The sequence below is a fragment of the Burkholderia sp. WTPI3 genome (genome assembly GCF_021483755.1).
GTDB lineage: Bacteria > Pseudomonadota > Gammaproteobacteria > Burkholderiales > Burkholderiaceae > Burkholderia.
Genome location: NZ_JAGIXF010000042.1, coordinates 24,291 through 50,647, shown reverse-complemented (window position 1 = coordinate 50,647; position 26,357 = coordinate 24,291). Strand labels below are relative to the sequence as shown.

Sequence of the window (26,357 nt, the reverse complement as noted above, 5' to 3'; positions counted from 1 at the left end):
CTTTCGCGCTGTTCCCCACCTATAACGACAAAGAGACACCTGATGCCCCGCCGCTCCGCTTCCCGCCGTACCTTCATGATCGCCGCCGCCGGCCTGCTGTCGGCCGCCGCGCTGCCGCGCGCCGCCTGCGCCGCGCCGGCGCTGCTCGACGAAACCGATCCGGCCGCGAAAGCGCTCGGCTATCGCACCGACGCCGCACACGTAGACCGCGCAGCGTTCGCGCGCTATGCCCCGGGCCAGGACTGCGGCCGCTGCAGCCTGTACCAGGGCAAGGCCGCCGACCCGAACGCGCCGTGCCCGCTGTTCGGCGGAAAACGGGTCGCGAACGGCGGCTGGTGCAACGCATACAACCCGCGGACCTGAGCGCCGCCGCCCCGCGAAATCCGCACCGCTCGCCCGCCATGCACGCCGCCCCGTCACGCTCGCCGAAGACGGCCCCTCCGCGAGCGCGAATCGCCCGCATCGCCGCGCCCCGCCTGGGTCTTAGGTTTTTGACCGGATGGATTTATGCCCGGGCTTATGCCAGACTCGGCGGGCCTTTTTGCGTGCGGCCGCGCCGGATCGGACGGCCCGACATTCTCCTGAGGAGGGGCGACGTGCAAGACTACTTCCCTTCCGGCCAACGACTTCCGGACCGGCTGCAGGCAACCCGCCTGATTCGCGAACGACTCAGTTCCGACGGCGTGCTGCCGCAAGGCTGCCTGCGCATCGAAATCGACCAGTCATGGCGGCGCAGCCTCGGACACGGCGTGCGCTGGGACGACGACGCGCGGCTGAACCTGCATGAATTCTGCAATCTCGACGAGTTGCGCGACGCGAACCGCCTGCTGCTCGACGCAGCGGCACCCGAACTCGAGTTCCTCGCCGAGCGTTGCGGACGCGACGGCATGATCCTGCTGGCCGATGCGCGCGCAACGATCCTGTCGGTCGACGGCAACGCGAGCCAGCTCGCCGCGCTCGGCATCGGCGACATTCGCGCCGGCGCGAGCTGGTGCGAATCGCTGCGCGGCACGAACGCGCTCGGCACCGCGCTCGTCGAAGGCCGCGCGGTCGCGATCGACAGCGGCGAGCATTTCCTCGGCCGGCTGAGCCGCTTCTCTTGCCGCTCGCTGCCGCTGTGCGATCCGCACGGCAAGCCGATCGGCGTGCTCGACCTCACGCGCGAAGGCGAGCTGCCGCTCACGCTCGACGGGATGTCGATGCTGATGAGCGCGGCAGCCACGCACATCGAGACGCGCCTGTTCGATGCGTATTTCCCCGAGCACGTCGTGCTCGTCTTTCATCCGCGCCGCACGTATCTCGGCTCCAGCTGGAGCGGCGTGCTCGCCGTGTCGGAAGACGGGCGCATCGTCGCCGCGAACGCACATGCGTGCGAGTTGCTCGGCGCCGCGCGCGACGCACTCGTCGGCCGCCGCTGCGAAAGCGCGTCGCTCGCGCGCACGCCGTCGTTCGTCGCTTTCGCCGAGCAAGGCGGGATGCTGCGCATCGAAGGCGTCGACGCCGCGTTCCACTGCAAGGCACTGCGCCTGCCGCGCACGATGGCCGTGCCGGCCGGACGCGAACGCGTATCGGCACAGGCAGCCAATGCGCGCGGCGAAGCCGGCACCCAGGCGCTCGCGGCCCTCGCCGGCCGCCAGCCGCGCCTGTTGCGCGCGCTGACGATGGCGCGGCAAGGACTCAACAACGGGCTGCCCGTGCTCGTGCAGGGTGAAACCGGCACCGGCAAGGAGGTCGTCGCGCGCGCGCTGCACGATGCGAGCGCGCGCGCCGGCAAGCCGTTCGTCGCGGTGAACTGCGCGTCGATCCCCGAAGGGCTGATCGAGTCGGAGCTGTTCGGCTATCGCGACGGCGCATTCACCGGCGCACGCAAGGGCGGGATGACGGGCCGGCTGATGCAGGCGCACGGCGGCACGCTGTTTCTCGACGAAATCGGCGACATGCCGCTGCACCTGCAGGCGCGCCTGCTGCGCGTGCTGCAGGAACGCAAGGTCGCGCCGCTCGGCGCGGGCGACGAGCAGGCCATCGACATCGCGGTGATCTGCGCGACGCACCGCGACCTGCAGACGATGGTGCGCGACAAGAGCTTCCGCGAAGACCTCTACTACCGGATCCACGGCGTCAACGTGCTGCTGCCCGCGCTGCGCGAACGCGACGACGTCGACCTGATCGTCATCGCGCTGCTCGCGCGACTCGGCGCGCCGCACGTGAGCATCGACGCGGAACTCGCCGACGTGTTCCGCCAGCATCGCTGGCCCGGCAACATTCGCCAGCTCGAGATGGTGTTGCGCACGGCGCTTGCGGTGCGCGACGAACACGACGACGTGCTGGGCCTCGATCATCTGTGCGACGGCTTCATCGACGGCGCGTGCCCGTCGCCCGATGCGTCGTTCGGGCTGATCCGCCGTCACGAGGACGACCTGATCCGCGAATCGCTCGCGCGTCACGACGGCAACGTCGCGGCCGCCGCGCAGACGCTCGGGATCAGCCGCGCCACGCTGTACCGCCGGCTCAAGCGGCTGCAATCATGACGGGGCGCGCACGTTCGTCCGCTGCTTGCCCCACGGATCGATCGCGCCGATGCTGAAACTCGTCCTGCGTTTCGTGAAGACCGACGACCGCGTGCAACTCGCGCGCGCGCTCGGCTGGCTATACGGTTTCGTGCGGCCGCACCGGCTTGCGATCGCGGGCCTGCTCGCGTTGTCCGCCTGCGCGTCGCTGCTGGCGCTCGCGCAGCCGTGGCTCACGAAGGAGCTGATCGACCGCGGGCTCGTCGGCAAGGATTTCCGGATGCTCGTCGCGATCGCGTTCGCGATGGTATTCGCCGGCTTCGTCGGCACGCTGCTCGGCGGCGTCAACCGCTACCTGCATACGCGGCTGTCCGGCCGCGTGCTGTTCTCGCTGCGCAGCGCCGTCTATGCGCATCTGCAGCGGCTGTCGCCGTCGTTCTACGGGCAGCGCCGCCTCGGCGACCTGCTGTCGCGCCTCGATGGCGACGTGGCCGAGATCCAGCGCTTCGCGCTCGACGCGCTGTTCTCCGCGGTATCGAACGTGATCGGGCTGGTCGGCACGCTCGCGCTGCTCGTGACGCTGTCGTGGAAGCTGTCGCTGCTCGCGCTGCTGCTGATTCCGTTCGAGATCCTGTGGCTGCGCACGATGCGCCGCAAGGTCGAACGCGATGCGCGCTCGGTGCGCGAAGGCGCGGCCGACGTGTCGTCGTTTCTCGTCGAGACGCTGCCCGCGATGAAGTTCATCCAGGCGGCCGGCCGCCAGCGTGCGGAACAGGCGCGGCTCGACGGCCTCGGCGATCGCTACATGGAGCGCCTGCTGAAACTGCAGGTCACCGAATTCATCACGCAGTCGGTGCCCGGCACGCTGACGTCGCTGTCGCGCGCCGGTGCGTTCATCGTCGGCGGCTACTGGGTGATTCGCGGCGACTGGCCGCTCGGCTCGCTGATCGCGTTCTCGAGCTATCTCGGGATGGCGATCGGCCCCGTGAAGAGCCTGCTCGGGCTCTACGTCGCGCTGCAGCGGATGACGGTCAGCCTCGGCCGCGTGATGGAACTGCAGCGCGCGCCGGTGGCGGTGCAGCCGCCGGCTGTCGTGCGCGAGCTGCCGCCGCGCGGCGACCTCGAATTCGTCGACGTGTGGTTCGCGCACGACGCGCGCGCGCAGCCGGTGCTGCGCGGCGCCGCCGCGCGCGTGCCGGCCGGCAGCAAGGTCGCATTGTCGGGACTGTCGGGCAGCGGCAAATCGACGCTGATCGACCTGATGCAGCGCTTCTACGATCCGCAGCGCGGCAGCGTGCGCATCGACGGCGTCGACCTGCGCGACGTCGATCTCGACGCGCTGCGCCGCCACGTCGCGGTCGTCAGCCAGGACATCGTACTGTTTCGCGGCAGCCTCGCGGACAACATCCGTTACGCGGCGCCGAACGCGACCCGCGAAGACATCGCCCACGCCGCGCGCGCCGCGCACCTCGACGAACTGATCGCGACGCTGCCGGGCGGGCTCGACGGGCCGGTCGGCGAGCGCGGGCAACAACTGTCCGGCGGCCAGAAGCAGCGCATCGCGATCGCACGCGCGCTGCTGCAGGCGCCGGCGATTCTCGTGCTCGACGAGGCGACGTCGGCCGTCGACGAAGCGACCGAGCGGCAGGTCATCGCGCAGATCGACACGCTGTTCGGCGATCGCACGCGCATCCTCGTCAGCCACCGCGCATCGACGCTCGCCGGCGTCGACCTGCATTTCGAGCTCGCGGACGGGCTACTCGCGCGGCGCACGCACCGGAATGCCGCGCATGCGTGACGATGCAAGCGTGCGCGTCGGTGTCGTCGACAGCGGCTATCCGCCGTCGCTGAGCGCGCGCGTGGCCGAGGCACGGCGCTTCTCGCTCGACGAAGCGTCGGTGCCACGGGCCAGCGCCGCCGAGCCGGACCGGCTCGGCCACGGCAGCGCGATCTGCGCGACGATCGCGGCCGCCGCGCCCGATGCGGCGCTGATTGTCGCGCAGGTGTTCGACGCGCGCGGCGTGACGAGTGCCGCGCAAATCGCGCATGCGATCGACTGGTTGCTGACACAACGTGTCCGCGTGATCAACCTGAGCCTCGGCGTGCGCGCCGATCGCGACGCGCTGCGCGATGCGTGCGCGGCGGCCGTCGCGCAACGCGTGACCGTGTTCGCGTCGAGCCCCGCGCAAGGCGCGCCGGTGTTTCCGGCCAGCTATCCGGGCATCGTGCGCGTGACGGGCGATGCCCGCTGCGCGCCGGGTCAATGGTCGTGGCTCGACAGCGCACAGGCCGATTTCGGCGCGGTCGTCTCGAGCGGCGCACCGCACGCGCCGGCCGGCGCGAGCATCGCGTGCGCGGCGCTCAGCGGCCATGCGGCGCGCTGGTTCGCGCGTCACCCCGACGCGGATACCGCCGTGCTCGTCGCGCATCTGCGCGAACACGCAGCCTACCTCGGCGTCGAACGGCGCACCCGCGCATCGTGAAGCGCACGCCGATCGCCGTGCTCGGTGCAGGCCCGGCGGGCGCCGCCGCCGCGCTCGGCCTCGCGCGGCTCGGCTATCCGGTCACGGTCGTCAGCGAATGGCGGCACTTCGATGCGGTCGAAGGTGTGTCCGATCGCGTGCTGCAAGGGCTGCGCCATGCCGGGCTCGTGCAGGCGGCCGCGTGCGCGCTGCCTTCGTGCGCGCGCACGACGCGCTGGAACGGCGACACGCGCACGCTCAATCACGAACACCTGATCGACCGCCGCCGCTTCGACGAAGCGTTGCGCCGCGATCTCGCCGAAGCGGGTATCGAGGTACGCGAAGCGACGGTGCGCGCGGTGCAGACCGACGGCGACGGGCATGCGATCCGCATCGATACGCCAGCCGGCACCGACACGCTGCACGCGGCGTTCGTCGTCGAGGCGCGCGGCCGACTCGCGCCGCTCGCGCGCGACGCGATACGCGGGCCGCAAACGCTGAGCCTGCTGAACGTGTGGCAAGGCACGCCCGGCGATCCGGCATCGGCAGTCGAGAGCCTGCCCGACGGCTGGGCGTGGATGGCGCGCCTGCCGGACGGCCGCTGCTACTGGCAGGCGACGCTCGACGTGGCAACCACGACGCTGCCGCCGCGCGACGCGCTGCCCGCGTGGTGCGCGACGCTGCGGCGCACGCCGCTCGCACGCGACTTCCTCGGGAGCGATGCCGGCGACGATGCACGTGTGTTCGCACGCACCAGCAGCGCGACGCTGTGCGGCGACACGGGCGGGGCGAACTGGCTGCGTATCGGCGACGCGGCGATGGCCGTCGATCCCCTGTCCGGCAACGGAATCTTCCAGTCGCTGTCGTCCGCGCTGCAGGCGCCGGCCGTCATCCATACGTTGCTCGCGCATCCGGAGCGCGAGGCACTCGCACTGCGCTTTCACGAGCGGCGCGTCACCGCGCTGTTCATGCGTTTCGCGAGAATCGGCCGCGACTTTTATGCGCTCGATACGCAATGGGCCGATCGGCCGTTCTGGCAGGCCCGCCGCGGGTGGCCCGACGATGCACCGTCGCATCGCACGCCCGATTTCGGCGCGCTCGCGATCGAGCGTGCGCCCGTGATCGACGGCGATACGATCGCCGAAGCCGACGTCGTCACGAGCCCCGACCAGCCGCTCGGGATCTGGCATCTGCAAGGCATCGCGCTCGCGCCGATCGTCGCCGCGCTGCGCGAGCAGTCGGCCGCGCAGGTGCTGGCGCGGTTCGCACCGCCGCAGGCCGCGCTGGTGCGGCGCTGGCTCGAGACGCAGGGCTATCCGTTCTCGCGCGCGTAACGCACGCTTTCCGCCCTTCGTCGCCCCGCTTCGCCATTCCGTCACGCCGCGACGCGCATGTCGCCTCAGGCGTGCTTTCGCGCGCACGATTCCTCTAAGTCGCATGTCGCGTCTCAAGTTGAGACGCGACATGCGACACGCGATGCGAATTGCTACGCGATCGATACGCGATCCGGCCTGAATCAACCGCATCGCTCAATGAAATGGAACGCAGCCCGCGCGTGGCGGTCCTGAAACGGGTGATGGCATGCCATCTGCTTATCGAAGGTCACGCGCCGCACACGTCGCGCGCCGGACCATCGACCGTTTCATCTTTCGAGCCCGCATCCCACATGAAAAAGACACCCCTCATCCTGTCGGCAGGATTCCTGATCGGTTGCGCGAACGCGCATGCACAAAGCTCCGTCCTGCTGTTCGGCGTCCTCGACGAAGGCATCAACTACACGAACAATGTCGGCGGGAAGTCGTCGTGGCAGATGGCGAGCGGCGATCTCGCGACCAGCCGCTGGGGCATCAAGGGCGACGAGGATCTCGGCGGCGGACTGCACGCGATCTTCGACCTGGAAAGCGGCTTCGCGGTCGAAAGCGGCCAGCTCGGCTATGGCAACCGCCTGTTCGGCTACCAGTCGTATGTCGGGCTGCAGTCGGCGCGGCTCGGCACGCTGACGCTCGGCCGCCAGTTCGACACCGTCGCCGACACGATCGGGCCGTTGACCGCGAACGGCAGCTGGGCCGGCTTCCTGTTCTCGCATCCGCTCGACAACGACAACACCGATGCGTCGTTCCATGCGAACAACGCGGTGAAGTACACGAGCCCCGCGTTCGGCGGATTCTCGGGCACCGTGATGTATGGGTTGAGCAATCTCGCGGGCGGCTTCGCGCAGAACCGGATGCTCGGCGTCGGCCTGAACTACACGTACCAGACGCTGTCGGTCGCCGCCGTCTACGAGAACATGTCGAACCCGGGCACCACGGCGGGCGGCGCACTGACGCCGGACGACACGGATTTCGTCGCGGGCAACCAGAAGATCTACGGCATCGGCGTGAACTACGGAATCGGTGCCACGACGCTCGGCGCGGTGTATTCGCACGTGAACGTCGGCCAGCCCGACGCGTCGATCTATGCCGGCAGTCTCGGCCTCGCCAATGCGCGGCTCACGTTCGACAATATCGAAATCAACGCGAAGTACAACGTCACGCCGGCCTTCCTGGTCGGCGGCATGGTCACGTACACGCGCGGCGGCCTCGATCAGGCGGGCGTGAAGTCGTCGCTGCACTGGAACCAGTTCGGCGCGATGGCGCAGTACATGCTGTCGAAGCGCACGTCGGTCTATACGCAGGTCGCTTATCAGCTGGTGGGCGGCAGCTCGACCGGCACGCCACTCGACGGCGCGCTCGTGCCGGGTTCGCCCGGCGCGTCGTCGAACGGGCACCAGATCGTCGCGCGCGTGGCGCTGAATCACACGTTCTGAGCGTTCGTGCCGCGCGCCGGGCCGTGCCGCACACGGCTGCGGCACGCGGCGCTCAGAAGCCCTGCATCGTCACCGTCGGATCGACGACCAGATGGACGACGCCGTAGATCACCGCGCCGACCAGCACCGCGAGCACGATCGCGACGAACGGCAGCATCGTGAAGTTGACGTTCGCGAGATCGGACGCGTGCGCCTTGCTGTTGCGCACGCCGAAGAAACTCCACAGAACCAGGCGGATCATGCTGAACAGTTTCATGATGCTGCTCCTTTTCTCTATCGGTTGACGCTATCGTCGATCCGACAGGCATCCGGAAAAAGAAGCAGTTGCGCGCGGTTTTTGCGCAGCACGGGCTGTGCGACCGCGTGTCGCATGGCGTCAGCACCGAGACGGCGCGCGCGTCAGAGATCGAGCACGAGCGGCTCCGTGGCCCCTTGCGCCGGCTGCGCGACACACAGCAGCGCGCAGCCCGGCCCGACCGGCGCATCGTGCGTCTGCACGTAGTCGACCGCGCCGGACAGCACGCGCGTCGCGCACGCGCCGCACGATCCGGACCGGCATTCGGACGGCACCGCGACCCGTTGCCCTTCGGCGAATTCGAGCAGCGTGCCGTCGGCAGGCGTCCATCCGGCATCGCGCGCCGAGCGGCGAAACACGACGGGCACGCTCGTCGCCGGCAACGCCGCTGCCGTGCGGGCCGAGCTGCGCGTGACGCTCGACGGCCCGAACGCCTCGAAGCGGATGCGTTCGTCCGGCACGTTCAGCGCGCGCAGTCCTTCATACAAATCGCGCATGAACGCGGACGGCCCGCACAGATAGAAGTCGTAGTCGTCGAGCGGCAGGATCCGCTTCAGTTGCGCGATGTCGATGCGGCCCGGCCGCGCCGCGCCGTCGCGTTGCGGGTGGCTGTCGAACCAGTGCAGCGCGACGCGTGCGTCGGTATCCGCGATGCGTGTCAGCGCTGCGGCGAACGGCCGGTCCGCCGTGTCGCGTGCGCCATGCACGAACACCACGCGGCGCGACGGTGCATCGTCGGCGAGCGCGCGGCGCAGCATCGCGATCATCGGCGTGATGCCGATGCCGGCCGAAACCAGCACGGCCGGGCGCGGGCTTGCAACGTCGAACGTGAAACGGCCGCGCGGCATCTGCGCGTCGAGCGTCATGCCGGCCTGCGCATGGTCGTGCAGCCACGCCGACACACGCCCTTCCCGCTTCACGGTGATCCGGTAATCCGCGCCGCCGGGCGCATCCGACAACGTATAGCTGCGGATCGCCGGCGCATCGTCGCCGGGCAGCACGACCCGCAGCGTCAGGTGTTGCCCGGCCTCGTATGCGGGCAGCGCGCCGCCGCCGGCCGGTTCGAAATGGAACGAGCGGATCGCGCGCGCTTCGTCGACGATCTTCGCGATGCGCAACGCTCGCCAGCCGGAGGCCGATGAGGATACGGCGGACGGCGATACCGCAACCGCTCCCGCATTCGCCGCCATCGCCGCAAACTGCGGTGCGCGCTCGACCGCCGACCACCGGAACGGCAGCACGCCCGGCGTGCGCCGCACTTCGCGCACATGAAACCGCACGACGCGCTGCGCGCCGTCGAACGACGCGACGAGCGGCCCGTCCCACACGATCTCCGCATCCGCGGCGACATACACGAGGTCGCCGCGGTCGAAATCGACGAACAGCAATCCGGCGCGCGGATCATGCCGCAGGTTGCCGAGCGTGTTGAAGAAGCGGTTGCCGCTGAAATCCGGCGTCGTCAGCGTATGCGCATCGTCGACGCGCACGAAGCCCGGCATGCCGCCGCGATGCGACACGTCCGCGCCGCGCGCGGCGCCCGCCCCGGCCGACGTGTTCGCACTCGCGACGAAGAACGTATCGGCATGCGCAAGCAGCGCGCGATCCGCGTCGTTCAGCCGGTCCGAGACGCCGGATGCCACGATCTCGGCCGACGCACCGCCTTCGCGCCGCACGAACGTCGGCGTACGGCCCTGGATGTACTTCGCGCAATTGCCGAAGCTCTGCTCGACCGCGATCGTAAGCGCGCCGCCGTCCACCGCGCGCACGACGCCATTCACGCGATTGCGCCGGCGCGTGTCGAACTCGATCCCAAGCCCGCCGAGCGGCGCGCCCGGCTGCCACGCACCGCTCAGCGGATCGCCCGGCAACGCGTCGCCGCCGATGCGCAGCGTGCGCGCATCCGGCGTCGTCACGAAACCCGGCATGCCGACCCGCAGCGTCGCCCACGGCTGTCCATGCGCATCGACGCCGCCGAGCACGAAGAACGGCAGCTGACCGAAAAACGTCCGGTGCTGCTCCGGCATGAACCGCCGGATCCCGCGCCGGCCGGCCGCGTCCGCGGCCTCCGTCACGCCCGCGCGCTGCTGCACGGCGAGCTCGCCCGCATGAAACGGCGCATCGTCCCATTCCCGGCCCGGTACGGCGGCGGTCGGCGCGTTCATCGCGTTCTCCCGAAACAGGCGTGTGGCGGCCGCGCCGCGTCAGGCGGCGAGCAGGCCGGCGCGGGTCGGCGGCATGCCGACGAAGCCCGGCAACGCCTCGACGCGCGCGAGCCACGCGCGCACGTGCGGATACGGCTCGAGCGATACGCCGCCCTCCGGCGCGTGCGCGATGTACGTGTACGCGGCGATATCGGCGATCGTCGGCTGCGCGCCGGCGGCGAACGGCTTGCCGGCCAGCTCGCCGTCGATCACGGCGAGCACCTTGGCGGCCGTGCGCTTCGCCGCGTCGTGATCCAGCGCCGCGCCGAACACAGTGACGAGCCGCGCGGCGGCCGGCCCCGACGCGATCGGGCCGGCCGCGTACGACAGCCAGCGCTGCACGGCTGCCGCGCCAGGCGCGTCGTCGGGCAGCCAGTGCGCGTCGCCGTAGCGCTTCGCAAGATAGACGAGGATCGCGTTCGAATCGGCGATCACGGTGCCGTCGTCGTCGATCACGGGCACCTGCCCGAGCGGATTGAGCGCGAGGAACGCGGGCTCGCGCTGCGCGCCGGCCGCGAGGTCGACGTCGACGATCTCGCATGGCAGCCCGAGCAGCGCCAGGAACAGCCGGGCCCGGTGCGCATGCCCCGACAGCGGGAACGAATAGACGCGAATCGGACGGGCGGGCTTGCTGACAACGGACATGGAAGGTCTCCTGAATCTCGCGCCGCCGGTAGTCGGCGACGAACGGCCCCAGCGTAGCGCTCGCCGTTCACGCGCAGAAGACGGATAATCGCGGAAATATTATCCGCTCCCATAGGACAATCGACGATGGCCGACCTGCGCGACGTGAACCTGAACCGGCTGGCGATCTTCGTCGCGGTGGTCGATGCCGGCTCGCTGACGGCCGCGGCCGAACGGCTCGGCCTCGCGAAGACGGTCGTCAGCACGCACATGCAGCGCCTCGAATCCGAGGTCGGCGCGAACCTGCTGGTGCGCACGACGGGGCGGCTGAGCGTGACCGATGCGGGGCGCGCGTTCTACGACGCGTGCCGCGACATCGTGCGCGCGACCGAAAGCGCGCTCGACGCGGTGTCGTCCGACGCGGGGCCGCTGCGCGGCACGCTGCGGGTCAGCGTGCCGATCGACTACGGCGCGCTGGTCGTCGCGCCGGCCATCGTCGCGCTGCGCGACGCGCATCCGGGGCTCGACGTCGAGCTGATTGCGAACGACCGTGTCGTCGATCTGGTCGCGGACAATCTCGACGTCGCGATCCGCATCGGCCGCCTCGCGGATTCGAACTATCGCGCGGTGCAGTTGGGCGAGTACGAGAAATGGCCGGTCGCGAGCCCGGCGTTCGTCGCACGGCACGGGCTGCCGCGCGAGCCGGACGCGCTGGCCGCGCTGCCGTTCGTGATGCTGTCGACGCTGCCGCGTCCGCACACGATCGAACTCGACCGTGCGGGCGGCGGCCATGCGTCGGTGCGCTGCGTCGCGCCCGTCGTGTCGAATACCGCGACCGCGTGCCGCGCGATCGCGCTCGCGGGCGGCGGCTTCGGGCTGCTGACGGATTTCTCGATCGCGGACGACGTCGCCGCCGGCCGACTCGTGCGGCTGCTGCCCGCGTGGCGCTCGGCGCCGGCCGGAATCCATGCGGTGTATCCGTCGACGCGGCTGCCGTCGCCAAAGGTGCGCGCGTTCATCGACGCGATGAAAACGCGGATCGCCGAAACGCGGCCGGGCGCACCGGCAGGCCGGGCGCAATCGAAACGCACGGCCCGCTGAAAGCCGGCCGCCGGATGCGCCGGGCGCTTCCGGCACACCGCATTTCAACGCGCCTTCAACTGCTTTTCACCGGGTTTCCACGCCCGAATTAATCACCCCATTTGTTCACAAAAAATCTCATATTGATTTTAGAGATTTTTGACTAACCTTATTCCCGGTAATACGCTGAATTGCGTTTACCGGAACGTTTCAATTCTCCGCTTCATTCCAATCAAGGAGTTTGAAAATGCAAACCGCCGCAATTTCATGGGGAAGCACGCCGTCGATCCGCGTCTACACGGCCAACGGCAACAAGATCACCGAACGCTGCTACGACGGCCAGAACTGGTACACCGGCGCGTTCGCCCAGGCGGGCGACAACGTCTCGGCGACGTGCTGGCTGGTCGGCAGCGCCGTTCACATCCGTGTGTACGCGACCAGCGGAGGGTCGACGACCGAGTGGTGCTGGGACGGTGACGGCTGGACCCGCGGCGGCTATACGGGCTCCTGATCCCGCCCGCCGGCGCGACACATTTCGCGCGCAACGACGGAGCAACGTCGATTTTCATTGACGTTGCACCGTCGTTTTTCGATCGAATTACAGATTATCGATTAATTGCTGAAAGCCAGAATAATTGAATAATTTAAATGATGAAGATTGCGTGACATCCTGCACCCTGCCGATATCGTTCCATACCCGATAATTACCAAAACAAATCCCGGGAAAATTCACGGAAGCGATACGCGAATCGAGGCGCCGCAAGATGGCCCGGCTGTTTCAGGGCCGCCGTTTCGGAGCCTGGGCACCCGGTCGGTGGCGCGCGCTACGCCTGCTCGCGCAGCGTCCCCAGCAGCACCTTCCTGCAACTCGCGACCATCTGTGCCTCCGGATCGCGATAACCGGTGAGCAGCCACGCCGCGCCGACGTTCGTCATCGCACCGACGAGCGCGAGCCCGATCAGCCGCTGCTCGGTGCGCTCCGCGGGCGTAACGGCCTCGCGTGCCGCGCCGATCGCCATGATCAACTTGCCGAAGTCGATCAGCATCCGCTGGTAGGTCATGTCGGTATCCGCACTGACGCCCATCACTTCGAGCAGCAGCACGCGCGCCGCGCACGGGTCGCGCAGGAAACCGAAGAACGCGGCGAGCCCCGCGTCGACGCTCTCGCGCAGATCGCCGCCGCGCTCGGCCACCGCGCGCGCGACCGCGTCGTGCAACTGCTGCGCGTGATGCAGATAGGTGCAGCGCAGCAGATCCTCGGTACTGTCGAACGCCGCGTAGAAATAGCGATCGTTGAGCTTCGCCTCCTGACAGATCGACCGCACGGTCGCCTTGCGGAACCCGACCGTGCCGAACACGCGCGTCGCCGCGCGAATCAGCGCATCGCGCCGCTCGGCGGCCCGCACCTCGGGCGCCACGCCGCCGTACGCCCGCCCCCGCTTTTCCGTTTCGAGTGCTTTCTCCATTTCGCTATTTGACATCAGGACACCCGAAAACTAAAGTGGTGACAAACAACACCACAATAGACGCGCCGCCGGTGCAGCGCAAGCGGGAACGGGAGGAACGACACATGAAGGGTTTTTCCGGCAAGGTCGCCGCGATCACGGGCGCCGGTTCGGGCATGGGCCGCAGCCTCGCGGTCGAGCTCGCGCGGCGCGGCTGCGAGGTCGCACTCGCCGACGTCAACGACGTCGGGCTCGCCGGCACGGCGGCCGCCTGCGCGCGGCACGGCGTGCGCACAAGCACGCGGCGGCTCGACGTCGCCGATCGCAACGCGGTGTTCGCGTGGGCCAATTGCGTGCGCGCGGAACACGGCAAGGTCAACCTGATCTTCAACAATGCGGGCGTGTCGCTGGCCGCGAGCGCCGAGACCGCGCGCATCGCCGATCTCGAATGGATCGTCGGCATCAACTTCTGGGGCGTCGTGCACGGCACGCAGGCGTTCCTGCCGCATCTGCGCGCATCGGGCGACGGGCATGTGATCAACACGTCGAGCCTGTTCGGGCTGATCGCGATGCCAACCCAAAGCGCGTACAACGCGACCAAATTCGCGGTGCGCGGCTTCACCGAAGCACTGCGCATGGAACTCGAGCTCGACGGCGCGCCGGTGAGCGCGACCTGCGTGCATCCGGGCGGCGTTGCGACCAACATCGTCGATGCGAGCCGCGTCGACACCAGCATCCATGCGCTCACGGGGCAGGACGAAACGACCCATCGCCGCCAGGCGAACCGCCTGATCAACGCGACGACGGCCGACGATGCCGCACGGCAGATCCTCGCCGGCGTCGAGCGTAACGCGCGCCGCGTGCTGGTCGGCGCCGATGCGCGCCGTCTCGACAAGATCGCGCGCCTGCTCGGCGCCGGCTACCAGCGGCTGATGCTGCGCCACGTGCGCCGCGCCCGTGCGCGCAATCTCGAACGCGCGCCTGCCCCGGCCGCGCTCCCGACCACGCCGACCAAGGATCCTGCATGACCTCGACCACGACCGACCGGCGCGATGCGCCGCCCGCCCGCGGCGACAGCCGCGACCTCGACGTGCTGATCGTCGGCGCCGGCCTGTCCGGCATCGGCGCCGCGTATCACCTGAAGAAGCGCTGCCCGCATGCGAGCGTCGCGATCGTCGAGGCGCGCGATGCGATCGGGGGCACCTGGGACCTGTTCCGCTATCCCGGCGTTCGTTCGGATTCCGACATGTTCACGCTCGGCTACAGCTTCCGCCCGTGGCACAGCGACAAGGCGATCTCCGACGGCCAGACGATCCTCGACTACATCCGCGACACCGCGCGCACGTATGGCATCGACAAGACGATCCGCTACGGCCAGAAAGTCGTCGCGGCCGACTGGGATTCGAATCGCGCGCGCTGGACCGTGCGTGTCGAGCACACGCAGGACGGCTCGCGCGACACGCTCGTCTACACGTGCCGCTTCCTCTACATGTGCAGCGGCTACTACGACTACGACGGCGGCTACCTGCCCGACTGGACCGGCATGGAATCGTTCGAAGGCCGCATCGTGCATCCGCAGCAATGGCCGAAGGACCTGTCGTACGCGAACCGGCGCGTCGTCGTGATCGGCAGCGGCGCGACGGCCGTCACGCTGGTGCCGTCGATGGCGACCGATGCGAGACACGTGACGATGCTGCAGCGCTCGCCGACCTACATCGTGTCGCTGCCGGCCCGCGACAGGATCGCGAACGCGTTGCGCCGCGTGCTGCCGTCGCAGCTCGCGCATCGGCTCGTGCGCGTGAAGAACGTATTGCTGACGATGTACCTGTACAACGTGTCGCGCCGCAAGCCCGAGCGGACCAAACGGTTTATCATCCGTGCGGCCGGCAAGCAGCTCGGCGCCGACTTCGACGTCGCGAAGCACCTGACGCCGCGCTACATGCCGTGGGACCAGCGCGTGTGCCTCGTGCCGAACGGCGACCTGTTCAAGTCGATCCGCGCGGGCCGCGCGTCGATCGTCACCGACGAGATCGAACGCTTTACGCCGACCGGCCTGAAGCTGAAAAGCGGCCAGCAGCTCGACGCCGACGTGATCGTCACGGCTACCGGGCTGAAGGTGAAGATGCTCGGCGGCGCACGCGTCACGGTGGACGGCCGCCCGGTCGACTTGCCGCAGACCGTGTCCTATAAAGGCATGATGTACAGCGACGTGCCGAACCTCGCGTCGTCGTTCGGCTACACGAACGCGTCGTGGACGCTGAAGGCCGAGCTGATCTCGCGCTACGTGTGCCGGCTGCTGAACCACATGCGCGCGCACGGCTACGACACGTGCGTGCCGCGGCTCGGCGCCGGCGATCTCGGCGACGTGCCGGCCGTGAACCTGAGCTCCGGCTACATCCAGCGCGCAGCCGGCATCCTGCCGAAGCAGGGCCACCGCAAGCCATGGAAATTCCACCAGAACTACGTGCTCGATCTCGCATCGCTGAAGTTCAGCGGACTCGCCGATTCGGCGATGCATTTCGAACGCCGCGCGCAAGCCGGCCCGGCCGCCGCGCCGGTTGCCGAACCCGTACTCGAAACCCGTTGAGGCCGACATGAGCCATACGCTCCATCTGATCCAGAACGTGCTGCTCGGTGTCGTCGCGGTGCTCGCCGCGCTCGCGCTGTTTTCCGGTTACGTCGCGAGCCGCGTGACGCGCGCGTTTCCGCCTGAAGGCCGCTTCGTCGACATCGGCGGCGACCGCCTCCATTACGTCGAGTACGGCAGCGGCCCGCCGATCGTGTTCGTGCACGGGCTCGCAGGTCAGTTGCGCAACTTCGCGTACCTGCCGCTCGCACGGCTCGCGCAGCAGCATCGCGTGATCCTCGTCGACCGGCCCGGCGCCGGCCGCTCGCTGCGCGGCGCCGGCTCGCAGGCGAACGTGTTCGCGCAGGCCCGCACCATCGCCGCGTTCATCGACGCGCTGAAGCTCGACCGCCCCGTGCTCGTCGGTCACTCGCTCGGCGGCGCGATCGCGCTCGCCGTCGGCCTCAACCATCCCGAGCGCGTGAGCCGGCTCGCGCTGATCGCGCCGCTGTCGCACGAGCAGAGCGAGCCGCCGGGGCCGTTCAAGCCGCTGATGCTGCCGTCGCCGCTGGTGCGCCGCTTCGTGTCGTGGACCTTCGCGATCCCGCTGACGATCCTGACCGGCCGCAAGGCCGTGCAGCAGGTGTTCGCGCCGGAGGACGTGCCGCGCGACTTCCCGGTCAAGGGCGGCGGGCTGCTCGGGCTGCGCCCGCGCGTGTTCTACGCGACGGCGACGGACCTGCTGTCGGCGCCCGTCGACCTGCCCGCGATGACGCGCCGCTACGCGGAACTGTCGTTGCCGGTCGACGTGCTGTACGGCCGCGCCGATCCGATCCTGAACTGGCGCGACCATGGCGAGGCGCTCGCGAAGAAGTCGGCGCGCGTGCGGCTGAAGGTCGTCGAAGGCGGGCACATGCTGCCCGTCACGATCCCGGAAGCGACGGCGGACTGGCTGCTCGAAGTCGCCGCCGAGCCGGTCGATGCGGCCGCGCAGGGCGCGCACGTCGGGCATTGACCGGCAACGCGCGCCGGGGCGCTGCAGCGGTGTGACGGGGCGCGTGTGTGGCCTCGTTCCTTCCTCTTCGCGACAGGCAAGCGGTTGTATCGAGCGTCCGGCGGCACTCGGCACGTCGTCGGCAGCGGCCGCCGCGATCGACGGTGCGCTTCGATCAGGCTTCGTCGTCGGGCAACGACAGCCCGAGTTCCGCGATCACCTCGCGCGCGCGGCGGAACGCCTCGACCGCGGCCGGCGCGCCCGCGTACAGCGCACTGTGCAGCAGCACCTCGCGGATCTCGACGAGGCTCGCGCCGTTGTTGAGCGCGCCGCGCACGTGCCCCTTCAGTTCCGTGCCGCGGCCCAGCGCAGCCAGCATCGCACAGGTGCAGAGGCTGCGCGTCTTCAGGTCGATCCCGCCGCGCTGCCACGTGCTGCCCCATGCATGTTCGTTCAGCCAGTTCTGCAGCGGACGCGAAAAGCCGTCGAGATCGCGCATTGCACGCTCGACGAACGCTTCCCCCATCACGTCGATGCGCCGCGCCTTGCCCTGCTCCCTGTCCTGTTCGCTCATGTCCGTGTCCTGTTCGATGTCGTGGCCGCTCGCGCGTCGCACGCGGCCGGGCGGGTTCGGATCATGTTCGCGGGACGCGGGCGTTTCGTCAAAGGCGCGGTGCCCGGTTCGTCGCGACCCGGCCGGGCGCGAGTCGAACGCTACGTAACATCCTGGCGCGCGTTACGGCGCCCATCGGGAACACCGCTGCGACCGCACCGGCGGAACGTGCCTGCGCGTCTCGTGAAATCTTCAAATCGCCGTTTAAATCGCGCCTAAATTCCCGATTTCCGCAACAAAGCACCCGAGCGTTCCATGAAAGCTGTCATGGCGCGGAATTTGCAGTTCTGGCTTGGCACACTTCCAATGTCGAGGCCAACATGCACCAACACTTAATAAAGAAGACGACGGTATCGCTGGCTGTCTTGTCATTGCTCACGCTGTACGGCTGCGGCTCCGTCGACGGGCCGACGACGCCGCCGACGATCAAGCCGAGCACGTCGGGAACGGGGGGTAGTTCAGGGACGTCGGGTACTTCCGGCACCTCGGGCACTTCCGGCACCTCGGGCACCTCGGGCACCTCGGGCACTTCCGGTACCTCGGGCACTTCCGGCACCTCGGGCACTTCCGGCACCTCGGGTACTTCCGGCACCTCGGGTACTTCCGGTACCTCGGGCACTTCCGGTACCTCGGGTACTTCCGGTACCTCGGGCACTTCCGGCACCTCGGGCACTTCCGGCACCTCGGGCACTTCCGGCACCTCGGGCACTTCCGGCACCTCGGGCACTTCCGGCACTTCCGGCACTTCCGGCACCTCGGGTACTTCCGGCACCTCGGGTACTTCCGGCACCTCGGGCACTTCCGGCACTTCCGGCACGTCGGGTACTTCAGGCTCCGGCGTCACCCCGCTCGGCAACGTCCTCCAGAAAACCGGCAACCTCGTCACGTCGCTGGGCACGACCGTCGTCAACGGCGGCTCGCAAATCGGCGGCGTGCAGATCCCCGGCACGAACCCGACGACGGCCACCAGCGTCGGCAACGCGGTCGCGAGCCTCGGCAACGGCGTGCAGTCGCTCGGCAACGGCGTCGCGGCCGGCCTCGGCTCGATCGGCGTGTCGGCGAACCCGCTCGGCCCGACGCTGACGTCGACCACCGGCCTGCTGACCGGCGCCGGCGGCGCCGTCAACAACCTCGGCGACGCAGTGAAGAGCCTCGGCTCGGGCCCGTTGTCGCCGCTCTCGCCCGTGACGACGCTCGTCGGCGATCTCGTCAACACGGTCGGCGGTGCGGTCAACTCGACCGCATCGGGCCTGAACACCGCGCTGAACAGCACGCCGGTCCAGCAACTCGAGACACAGGTCGGCAAGGTGATCAACCCGATCACCAACACGCTGACCGGCGGCGTCACGACGCCTGGCGTCACGCAGACGCTCGGCGACGCGACCATGCTCGGCGGCCCGCTCAGCGGCCTGCTGGGCGCGCTCGGCGGCGGCCTCGGCCTCGCCGGCTCGAAGATCGGCGGCGCCACGGGCAACCCGGTAGGCGACGGCCTTGGCAACAACGTGGGCCAGCTCGGCAACACGGTGACGTCGGCGGGCGGCCTGCTGACCAGCGGCAGTTCCAGCAGCGGCACCAACCCGCTCGCCCCAATCACGGGCCTGCTCGGTTCGCTGACGGGCGGGCTCGGCGGCCTCGGTTCGAGCGGCACCGGCGGCACGAGCGGCACCAGCGGCGGCCCGCTCGCACCGATTACGGGCCTGCTCGGCTCGGTGACGGGTGCGCTCGGCGGCCTCGGTTCGAGCGGCACGGGCGGAAGCAGCGGCACCAGCGGTTCGGGCGTTGGCGGCCTGCTTGCGCCGGTCACCAACCTCGTCAACGCGCTGACGCCGCTCGGCGCAAGCCTCACCGGCACGGTCACGACGCCGGGCGGCAGCCTGACCGGCAGCCTCGGCGGCGCGCTGACGAACGGCCCGATCGGCACGCTGACCGGTGCGCTCACGACGCCGGCCGGCGGTGCGGGCGCCATCGTGACGGCCAGCCCCGGCGGCGCGACCGGCACGGTGACGACGCCGGCCGGCAGCGGCACCGTCACGGGCGGCCTCTCCGGCAGCTCGAACGGCGGCGCTGCGGGCGGCGCGGCCAACCTGCTGTCGCCGGTGACGAACCTGCTCGGCGGCCTGCTCGGCGGCACCACCAAGAAGTAACGCTTCACGTATCAGAACCACAGGCCAATGGCCGGGCGCATACCAATCCAATGCCCGGCCAGCGGCCGGCGTCACCCCGCCGAAGCGGGGGACGCCGGCCAATATCCCGACGAGGATCCGATCATGAATTCCACGCTCGACGGCATCGCTGCGGTCCAGGACCGCCCGCCCCGTTCCGCCACGCCATTTCGCGCGGGCCTTCTCGGCATCACGGCCGGGCTCTTCGCGCTGTGGGTCACGCGCGACCACCCGACGCTCGACGCGGCCACGCGCGCGGTGATCGCGAGCCTCGCGATCATCGGCACGATCGCGCTGCACGAAATCTTCATCTCGCGCGTCTACCTGCGCCCGAGCGCCGGGCTGTCGCGGCAGGCCGTGCGCCCGCTCGCGCTGGCCCGCGTCGCGACGCGGCTCGGCGCGCTCGCGTCGATCTACGCCGGCATCGGCGCGATCTACTGGCTGCTGCCCGAGTATCACGGCGTGTTCTACCTGCCGTTCTGGTCGCTGCTGCGCTCGCTCGCGCCGTACGTGATCGTCGCCGCGCCGTTCTATTTCGCGTGGATGGATCGCCACCAGCGCGAAACCGACGACGCGTACCTGCTGTGGGGCCGCTTCCTGTTCCGCCGCGAGAAGCCCGCGAGCTGGCAGCCGGTGCGCGAAATGCTCGCCGGCTGGGGCGTGAAGGGGTTCTTCCTGCCGCTGATGATCGTCTACCTGTCGAAGGACGCCGATCACCTGAGCGCCTCGCTCGCGCACGCGGTGAACGCGCCGATGACGCTCGCGACCTTCGTGTTCCTGTACGACCTGTCGTTCACGATGGACCTGATGTTCGGCACCGTCGGCTACCTGTGCACGTTCCGCATCCTCGACAGCCACGTGCGCACCGTCGAGCCGACCACGCTCGGTTGGGTCGCCGCGCTGATGTGCTATCAGCCGTTCTGGTCGCTGATCTCGAACAACTACATCCGCTACGAAGGCACGCTGTTCTGGGACAACTGGCTGCTGTCCGCGCCGACGCTGCGCGTGATCTGGGGCGCGGTGATCATCCTGCTGCTGATGACCTACGCGCTGTCGACGATCTCGTTCGGGCTGCGTTTCTCGAACCTCACGAACCGCGGGATCATCACGTCGGGCCCGTACCGCTTCACGAAGCATCCGGCGTACATCACGAAGAACCTTTCGTACTGGATGGTATCGGTGCCGTTCGTCGAGCCGCTCGGCTGGCAGGTCGCGCTCATGCACTGCGCGGGGCTCGTCGCGATCAACCTGATCTACTACACGCGGGCGAAGACGGAAGAACGCCATCTGATGCGCGATCCGGACTATCGCGCATATGCGGAATGGATCGCGCAGCACGGGCTGTTTGCGCGGATCAGGCAGGCGTTCGGGGGGCGGCAGGCGGCGTGAGGCGACGACGGGCGGCCGGATGACCGAATGGCCGGACGGTCGACACACACGCTGGGCATCGCGTCGTCGCCCTCCGTCGCGCCGCTTCGACACGGCGATTGCGACGCCCACGCCGACGCAGGGACCGCGAGCGTACCCGTGCCGCCGACGCTCGGGCTCCGGACGCGGTAGAACAGCGCGTGCCCCGAGCCCGCCCCGCGCCTCACGCCGCGCGCGCACCGATGCGATAATCCGTCCGGTCCGCGCGACGCCGCCGCGCATTCCGCCAACCGATACGCTCTCCGATGTCCACCGAACCCCGAACCGATTCCGAGCGCCGCATCGACATCGTCGCGTTGTGCGGCAGCCTTCGTGCGCAGTCGTACAACGCCGCGCTGCTCGACGCGGCCGCGCGCGTCGCACCGCGCGGCATGCACATCACGCGCTTCGATCGCCTCGGCGAATTTCCGCTGTTCAATCCCGATGCCGAATTTCCGTCGCCGGCCGCGGTCCGCGACCTGATCGAGCGCCTGAACGCCGCCGACGGCGTGCTGATCTCGAGCCCGGAATACGCGCACGGCGTGACGGGGGTGATGAAGAATGCGCTGGACTGGGTCGTCGGATGCGAAGCCGTCGTGTACAAGCCGGTCGCGGTATTGAATGCGTCGCCGCGCGCAACGCATGCGGACGCGGCGCTGCGCGAGACGCTGTCGGTGATGTCGGCGCGCATCGTCGAACCTGCGTCGATCGCGCTGCCGATCCTCGGCAGCCAGCTCGATGCGGCCGGTATCGCCGCGCATCCGCCGTTCGCATCGGCGCTAGCCGATGCGTTGCACGCGCTGCGCGCGGCGATCGACATGCAGCCGCCACGCAACTGACGACGCGCGTTATCGCGCCCTGGGGCGCGTGGTCTTGCGCGCCGGCTTCGGCGATTTCGCCGGTTTCGCGGCCTTCGCGCGCGGCGCTTCCTTCTCGGGTTGCGCGCCGCCGCCGGCCAGATCCTCGAGCCACGCGAGCGCATCGATATACGACAGGAATTGCTGCAGGTATTCCGGCGACAGCTCGCGCATCGTCGCGAGCGACCGGTGCACGAGGCTGTTCGAATTGAGCGGCCCCGCGTTGCGCGGCACCTGGTCGAGCGACTGGCGATACTGCTGCTCGGTGCGCACCTTCGACCATATCGTGCGGAAGTAGTCGATCAGTTCGGGATCGAGTCCGCGCCGGTCGGCCTGCGCATCGCGCGCGAGACGCTCGACGAGGCCGCCGAGCGCGCCGCGCGGGGGCATCTGCGCGGTTGCTTGCACACTCTCGCACGCAGTCGCCGCGTCGTCGGCCCGCGCGACGATCTCCGCAAAACCGTCCAGCAGCGTCGCGAGACGCGCATCGAGCAACGCGCGCGCATCGCCTTCCAGCGCGGCCACGCGCCTTTCGAGCGCGTCGAGCCGATGGAAGCGCACCGGGTCGAGCCGATCGGCGCCCTGCTCGCGCCAGGCGTCGAGCATTGCGCGTACCTGCGTCGCGTCGCCCGTCACTTCGCACGCCCTCCGTTCGACGCGGTCTTGCGCGGCACCGGCGCGATTTCCACGCGGCGGTTCTTCGCGCGGCCTTCATCGTCCGCGTTCGAGCTGACCGGCTGTTCGGAACCGAACGCGGCCGCGAACACCGACGATGCAGGCACGCCCGCATCGATCAGCGCGCGCGTGACGGTCAGCGCACGCTTGGCCGACAGTTCCCAGTTGTCCGCGAACTGGCGGTTGCCGGCGCGCACTTGCTGATCGTCGGCGAAGCCGCTGATCATCAGGATCTCGTCGCGCGTCTTCAGGTACGCGGCCAGCGGGCCGGCCAGCGTCTTCAGCAGATCGCTGCCCGCGGGCTGCAACTGATCGGAATTCAGCGCGAACAGCACGTTGCCGCTGATGCCGATGCGGCCGTTCACGAGCGTCACGCGGCCGGCCGCAAGCGGCCCGGCGAGCGCCTGTTCGAGCGACTTGCGCTGCTGCGCCTCCTGCTGACGCGCACGCACGGCCTCCTCGAGCTTCGACGTGAGCTGCAGCTGCATGCCGATCACGCCGACGAGGATCAGCACGAACGCACCGAGCAGCACCGACATCAGGTCGGCGAACGCGGGCCACACCGGCGCGGAAGGCGCGCCGTCGTCGATTTCGTCGTGCATGCGTTACGCTCCGACCGATGCCCGCCGCCCGGCGAGATGCTGCAGGTCTTCGACGATCTGCTTCTGCGACATCATGCTCAGGTCGATCACCTCGCGCGCCTGCGCGACGTAGTACTCGAGCTGCTCGTCGCTGCGCGCGAGCGATTTCTCGAGCGCGGCCTCGATGCGCTGCAGATGGGTCAGCAGCTTGTCGTTCGACTCGCCGAATACCTGCACGGCCGCGCCGAACGCATCGCCTAGGCTCGCGACCTCGACGGCGCCCGCCGTCACCTGCGCGGCGACCGAATCGAGCTTGCGCGTTTCGGCATCGACGGTGTCGTTGAAGCGCGCGCCGACGCGATCGAGCAAATCGGCCGACGTGCTGACGAGTGCGTCGATCGCGGTGCGTTGCTCGGTCGACGCGTGGTTGACCGCGCCGAGCAGCGTTTCGAGCGTCGCGAGCAGGCGGCCGCGCTCCTCGAGCATCTCGGTGTCGCGCACCATGCTGTCGGACAGGCGCTGGCGCAGCTCGGCGACGACGTCGGCCGCGGCCTTCGGTGCTTCCGACGCAGCCTGCACGAGGCGCGAGATTTCGTTGATCGTATCGCTCGCATGCACCTGCGCCTGCGCGGTGATGTCGTTCGCGGTGCGGGTCAGCGTGTCGCAGATGTCCTGCTGGCGCGTTTCGGCCTGCGCGCTCGTCCGCGCCCATTCGTCGCGCAGCGCGGCAGCCATCGCGGCGAGCGAGGCGTTCCAGGCGGACAGACGCGCTTCGTCGCGTGCGGCCAGTTGCGCTTGCAGACCCGTGTGCGAATCGCGGATCGTCGACAGCAAATCGTTCGAGCGTTGCTCGAAGGTCGCCGCCTGTGCGGTCAGCTCGCGGGTGGTCTGCGCGAGGGCGTCGCAGATTTCCTGCTGACGGCCTGCGCTATGCACGCCTGCGCGTTGCCATTCGTCGCCAAGCTTCGTCGCCATTTCCGCGAGCGAGGCGTTCCACGTCGACAGACGTTCTTCGTCGCGTGCGGCCAGTTGCGCTTGCAGGCCCGTGTGCGAATCGCGGATCGTCGACAGCAAATCGTTCGAGCGTTGCTCGAAGGTCGCCGCCTGTGCGGTCAGCTCGCGGGTGGTCTGCGCGAGGGCGTCGCAGATTTCCTGCTGACGGCCTGCGCTATGCACGCCTGCGCGTTGCCATTCGTCGCCAAGCTTCGTCGCCATTTCCGCGAGCGAGGCGTTCCACGTCGACAGACGTTCTTCGTCGCGTGCGGCCAGTTGCGCTTGCAGGCCCGTGTGCGAATCGCGAATCGTCGACAGCAGGTCGTTCGAGCGTTGTTCGAACGTCGCGGCCTGTGCGGTCAGCTCGCGGGTGGTCTGTGCGAGGGCGTCGCAGATTTCCTGCTGACGGCCTGCGCTATGCACGCCTGCGCGTTGCCATTCGTCGCCAAGCTTTGTCGCCATTTCCGCGAGCGAGGCGTTCCACGTCGACAGACGTTCTTCGTCGCGCGCCGCGAGTTGCGTTTGCAGGCCCGTATGCGAATCGCGGATCGTCGACAGCAAATCGTTCGAGCGTTGCTCGAACGTCGCCGCCTGTGCGGTCAGCTCGCGGGTGGTCTGTGCGAGGGCGTCGCAGATTTCCTGCTGACGGCTTGCGCTATGCGCGCCGGCGCGCTGCCACTCATCGCCGAGCTTCGCGGCCATCGCGGCAAGCGAAGCGTTCCACGCGGACAGACGCGCTTCGTCGCGTGCGGCCAGTTGCGTCTGCAGGTCCGCATGCGACTCGCGCATCGACGCAAGCGTCGCGCCCGAGTGCCGCTCGAACGTCGCGGCGGCTTCGCCCAGCGCGCGTGCATGCTGGCCGGCCAGCGTCTCGCCGACCTGCTCCTGACGTGCAAGCGCGTCGCGCCACGCATCGGACAAGCGGGTTTCGGTCGATTCGAGGCGCGTCGCGACGCCGTCGAGCAGGTCCGTCGAGCGCTGTGCAAAAGTGTCGGTGAACTGGCCGAGCGTCGTCTGCAACTGCTGCGCGACGGCGTCGCCGGCCCGGCGCTGCGCGTCGATCGCGCGGTTCCAGACGGCCGTCACGTCGCCGGTGGTCTTCTCGAAGCCGTCGGTCAGCCCGTCGAGCTGGCGCTGCACGGCGCCCGTCACGGTGTCGCGCAGCGCGGCCATCTCCTGCGCGAGCCCGGTCATCGTCGCCGCGACGACCGGCTGCAACGCGGCCCCGGCCACGCGCGCGCTTTCGGCCGCGCTCTCCTTCAATGCGTCGCCGACGTTCGACGCGAGGCCCGCATACGCACGCTCGGTGCGCTCGAAGAACGCCTGCTGGCTTTCGATCTGGCGGTCGTGCAGCGCGACGCTGCGCGCCTCGAGCGTCGCCATCATCGTCTGCAGCCGGTCGACCAGCGCCGGCATCACGTCGGCCTGGCGCTGCAGCAGCCGGAACGATTCGTCGCGCTGGTGCGCGGACGAATGCACGCGCAGCGTCGTCGCGATCTTCGCGTCGAGCTGCTGGCCCGCGTCGATCCGCTCGCGGCGCACGAGCGCGGACAACAGGCCGAGCATCGCGGATGTCGCCACGCCGGCGATCGACGTGCCGAACGCAAACCCGAGCCCCTTCACCGGCGCGATCAGCGATGCGCGGATCGCGTCGAGATCGGTCGCGCTTTCGAGCGCGGCGCCCGTGCCCTTCAGCGTGACGACCATCCCGAGCAGCGTGCCGAGCATGCCGAGCAGCACGAGCAGGCCGACGAGATACGGCGTGAGCGCCGGGCCGGGCAGCGCGACGCGCGCGCCCTCGACACGTGCACGCACGGCGCCGCGCAGGCCCGGGTGCAGCGTATCGAGCCACGTGTCGAGCCTGGCGGGCGGCTCGGTCAGGCCGGCCACCGCGTGCGACAGCGTGGCGGTCGCCTGGCGGTAGCGTTGCAGCTCCCACGCACCGGCGACGTAGCACGCGCCGATCAGCAGCGTGACGGCCGCCGCGAGCGGGTTCGACGCGGCATAGCCGGCGCCGATCCAGCACACTGCGAGCAAGCCGGCGATGAAGACAACGAGATCGAGACGAATTCTGGACATAGCGTATTGA

General features: G+C 69.3%; 22 protein-coding genes. 14 read left to right on the top strand and 8 right to left on the bottom strand.

The annotated features are described in order from the left end of the window. Positions 1-42: 42 nt before the first annotated feature. The 6 genes from J7024_RS22055 (at position 43) to J7024_RS22030 (ending at position 7,775) form a co-directional block, all read left to right on the top strand. Positions 43-363 carry a high-potential iron-sulfur protein gene (locus J7024_RS22055; RefSeq protein ID WP_124830798.1) on the top strand — a complete coding sequence of 107 codons (321 nt, stop codon included), beginning with the start codon at positions 43-45 and terminating at the stop codon, positions 361-363. Between the two features lie 233 nt (positions 364-596). Then, complete coding sequence (locus tag J7024_RS22050) at positions 597-2,528, top strand: sigma-54-dependent Fis family transcriptional regulator (protein ID WP_124830797.1); 1,932 nt, start codon at positions 597-599, stop codon at positions 2,526-2,528. Positions 2,529-2,577: 49 nt separating this feature from the next. Then, positions 2,578-4,305, top strand: coding sequence for an ABC transporter ATP-binding protein (locus J7024_RS22045; protein ID WP_124830796.1), 1,728 nt, complete (start codon positions 2,578-2,580; stop codon positions 4,303-4,305). Then, positions 4,298-4,990: a subtilisin-like serine protease QhpE gene (gene qhpE / locus J7024_RS22040; RefSeq protein WP_124830795.1), complete on the top strand. Its 693-nt coding sequence runs from the start codon at positions 4,298-4,300 to the stop codon at positions 4,988-4,990. The genes J7024_RS22045 and qhpE overlap by 8 nt, the downstream gene beginning before the upstream one ends. After that, a complete protein-coding gene (gene qhpG, locus J7024_RS22035) occupies positions 4,987-6,303 on the top strand; it encodes a flavin-dependent monooxygenase QhpG (protein WP_234745499.1) in 1,317 nt (438 codons plus the stop codon). Before qhpE ends, qhpG begins: the two co-directional genes overlap by 4 nt. 332 nt (positions 6,304-6,635) lie before the next feature. After that, a complete protein-coding gene (locus tag J7024_RS22030) occupies positions 6,636-7,775 on the top strand; it encodes a porin (RefSeq protein ID WP_124830793.1) in 1,140 nt (379 codons plus the stop codon). A gap of 52 nt (positions 7,776-7,827) precedes the next feature. Here J7024_RS22030 and J7024_RS22025 read toward each other — a convergent pair whose 3' ends face one another. The 3 genes from J7024_RS22025 to J7024_RS22015 form a co-directional block, all read right to left on the bottom strand. Next, positions 7,828-8,031, bottom strand: a complete 204-nt coding sequence (locus tag J7024_RS22025) for a DUF2970 domain-containing protein (protein ID WP_096505755.1) — start codon at positions 8,029-8,031, stop codon at positions 7,828-7,830. A gap of 143 nt (positions 8,032-8,174) precedes the next feature. Next, positions 8,175-10,232, bottom strand: a complete 2,058-nt coding sequence (locus J7024_RS22020) for a pyridoxamine 5'-phosphate oxidase family protein (RefSeq protein ID WP_124830792.1) — start codon at positions 10,230-10,232, stop codon at positions 8,175-8,177. A 39-nt stretch (positions 10,233-10,271) separates the two neighbouring features. Beyond that, positions 10,272-10,916 carry a glutathione S-transferase family protein gene (locus J7024_RS22015; RefSeq protein WP_124830791.1) on the bottom strand — a complete coding sequence of 215 codons (645 nt, stop codon included), beginning with the start codon at positions 10,914-10,916 and terminating at the stop codon, positions 10,272-10,274. A gap of 126 nt (positions 10,917-11,042) precedes the next feature. Between J7024_RS22015 and J7024_RS22010 the strand changes: the two genes are divergently transcribed. Beyond that, positions 11,043-11,996, top strand: a complete 954-nt coding sequence (locus J7024_RS22010) for a LysR family transcriptional regulator (RefSeq protein WP_234745496.1) — start codon at positions 11,043-11,045, stop codon at positions 11,994-11,996. Positions 11,997-12,165: 169 nt separating this feature from the next. Next, positions 12,166-12,486, top strand: a complete 321-nt coding sequence (locus tag J7024_RS22005) for a fucose-binding lectin protein (RefSeq protein WP_260435149.1) — start codon at positions 12,166-12,168, stop codon at positions 12,484-12,486. 313 nt (positions 12,487-12,799) lie between these two features. On the opposite strand, the gene J7024_RS22000 is transcribed toward J7024_RS22005, so the two are convergent. Beyond that, positions 12,800-13,441 (bottom strand): TetR/AcrR family transcriptional regulator, encoded by a 642-nt coding sequence (locus J7024_RS22000; RefSeq protein WP_234745495.1) that lies wholly within the window; start codon positions 13,439-13,441, stop codon positions 12,800-12,802. Positions 13,442-13,545: 104 nt separating this feature from the next. Here J7024_RS22000 and J7024_RS21995 point away from each other — a divergent pair, with 104 nt between their 5' ends. Genes J7024_RS21995 through J7024_RS21985 form a run of 3 tightly spaced genes read left to right on the top strand, consistent with a single transcriptional unit; the run spans position 13,546 to position 17,001 of the window. Continuing rightward, positions 13,546-14,448, top strand: a complete 903-nt coding sequence (locus tag J7024_RS21995; RefSeq protein ID WP_124830788.1) for an SDR family NAD(P)-dependent oxidoreductase — start codon at positions 13,546-13,548, stop codon at positions 14,446-14,448. Continuing rightward, the gene (locus J7024_RS21990; protein ID WP_199569040.1) at positions 14,445-16,007 is read left to right on the top strand and encodes a flavin-containing monooxygenase; all 1,563 of its coding nucleotides are present in this window, start codon (positions 14,445-14,447) and stop codon (positions 16,005-16,007) included. Before J7024_RS21995 ends, J7024_RS21990 begins: the two co-directional genes overlap by 4 nt. 7 nt (positions 16,008-16,014) lie before the next feature. Then, positions 16,015-17,001 (top strand): alpha/beta fold hydrolase, encoded by a 987-nt coding sequence (locus J7024_RS21985; protein WP_124830786.1) that lies wholly within the window; start codon positions 16,015-16,017, stop codon positions 16,999-17,001. 154 nt (positions 17,002-17,155) lie between these two features. Here J7024_RS21985 and J7024_RS21980 read toward each other — a convergent pair whose 3' ends face one another. Further along, positions 17,156-17,554: a carboxymuconolactone decarboxylase family protein gene (locus J7024_RS21980; RefSeq protein ID WP_175858890.1), complete on the bottom strand. Its 399-nt coding sequence runs from the start codon at positions 17,552-17,554 to the stop codon at positions 17,156-17,158. Between the two features lie 359 nt (positions 17,555-17,913). Here J7024_RS21980 and J7024_RS21975 point away from each other — a divergent pair, with 359 nt between their 5' ends. The 3 genes from J7024_RS21975 to J7024_RS21965 all read left to right on the top strand — a co-directional run bounded on the left by J7024_RS21975 (position 17,914) and on the right by J7024_RS21965 (position 22,001). Further along, positions 17,914-19,737, top strand: coding sequence for a collagen-like triple helix repeat-containing protein (locus tag J7024_RS21975; protein WP_234745493.1), 1,824 nt, complete (start codon positions 17,914-17,916; stop codon positions 19,735-19,737). Positions 19,738-19,860: 123 nt separating this feature from the next. Next, positions 19,861-21,144, top strand: coding sequence for an isoprenylcysteine carboxylmethyltransferase family protein (locus tag J7024_RS21970; RefSeq protein ID WP_124829931.1), 1,284 nt, complete (start codon positions 19,861-19,863; stop codon positions 21,142-21,144). Positions 21,145-21,428: 284 nt separating this feature from the next. Next, positions 21,429-22,001 (top strand): NADPH-dependent FMN reductase, encoded by a 573-nt coding sequence (locus J7024_RS21965; RefSeq protein ID WP_124829930.1) that lies wholly within the window; start codon positions 21,429-21,431, stop codon positions 21,999-22,001. A gap of 9 nt (positions 22,002-22,010) precedes the next feature. On the opposite strand, the gene J7024_RS21960 is transcribed toward J7024_RS21965, so the two are convergent. Genes J7024_RS21960 through J7024_RS21950 form a run of 3 tightly spaced genes read right to left on the bottom strand, consistent with a single transcriptional unit; the run spans position 22,011 to position 26,347 of the window. Continuing rightward, positions 22,011-22,655 (bottom strand): DUF2894 domain-containing protein, encoded by a 645-nt coding sequence (locus tag J7024_RS21960; protein WP_124829929.1) that lies wholly within the window; start codon positions 22,653-22,655, stop codon positions 22,011-22,013. After that, entirely contained in the window at positions 22,652-23,296 is a 645-nt protein-coding gene (locus tag J7024_RS21955) for an OmpA family protein (RefSeq protein ID WP_124829928.1), read from the bottom strand. Before J7024_RS21955 ends, J7024_RS21960 begins: the two co-directional genes overlap by 4 nt. Positions 23,297-23,299: 3 nt before the next feature. Further along, positions 23,300-26,347, bottom strand: coding sequence for a DUF802 domain-containing protein (locus J7024_RS21950; protein WP_234745490.1), 3,048 nt, complete (start codon positions 26,345-26,347; stop codon positions 23,300-23,302). Positions 26,348-26,357 lie beyond the last annotated feature (10 nt).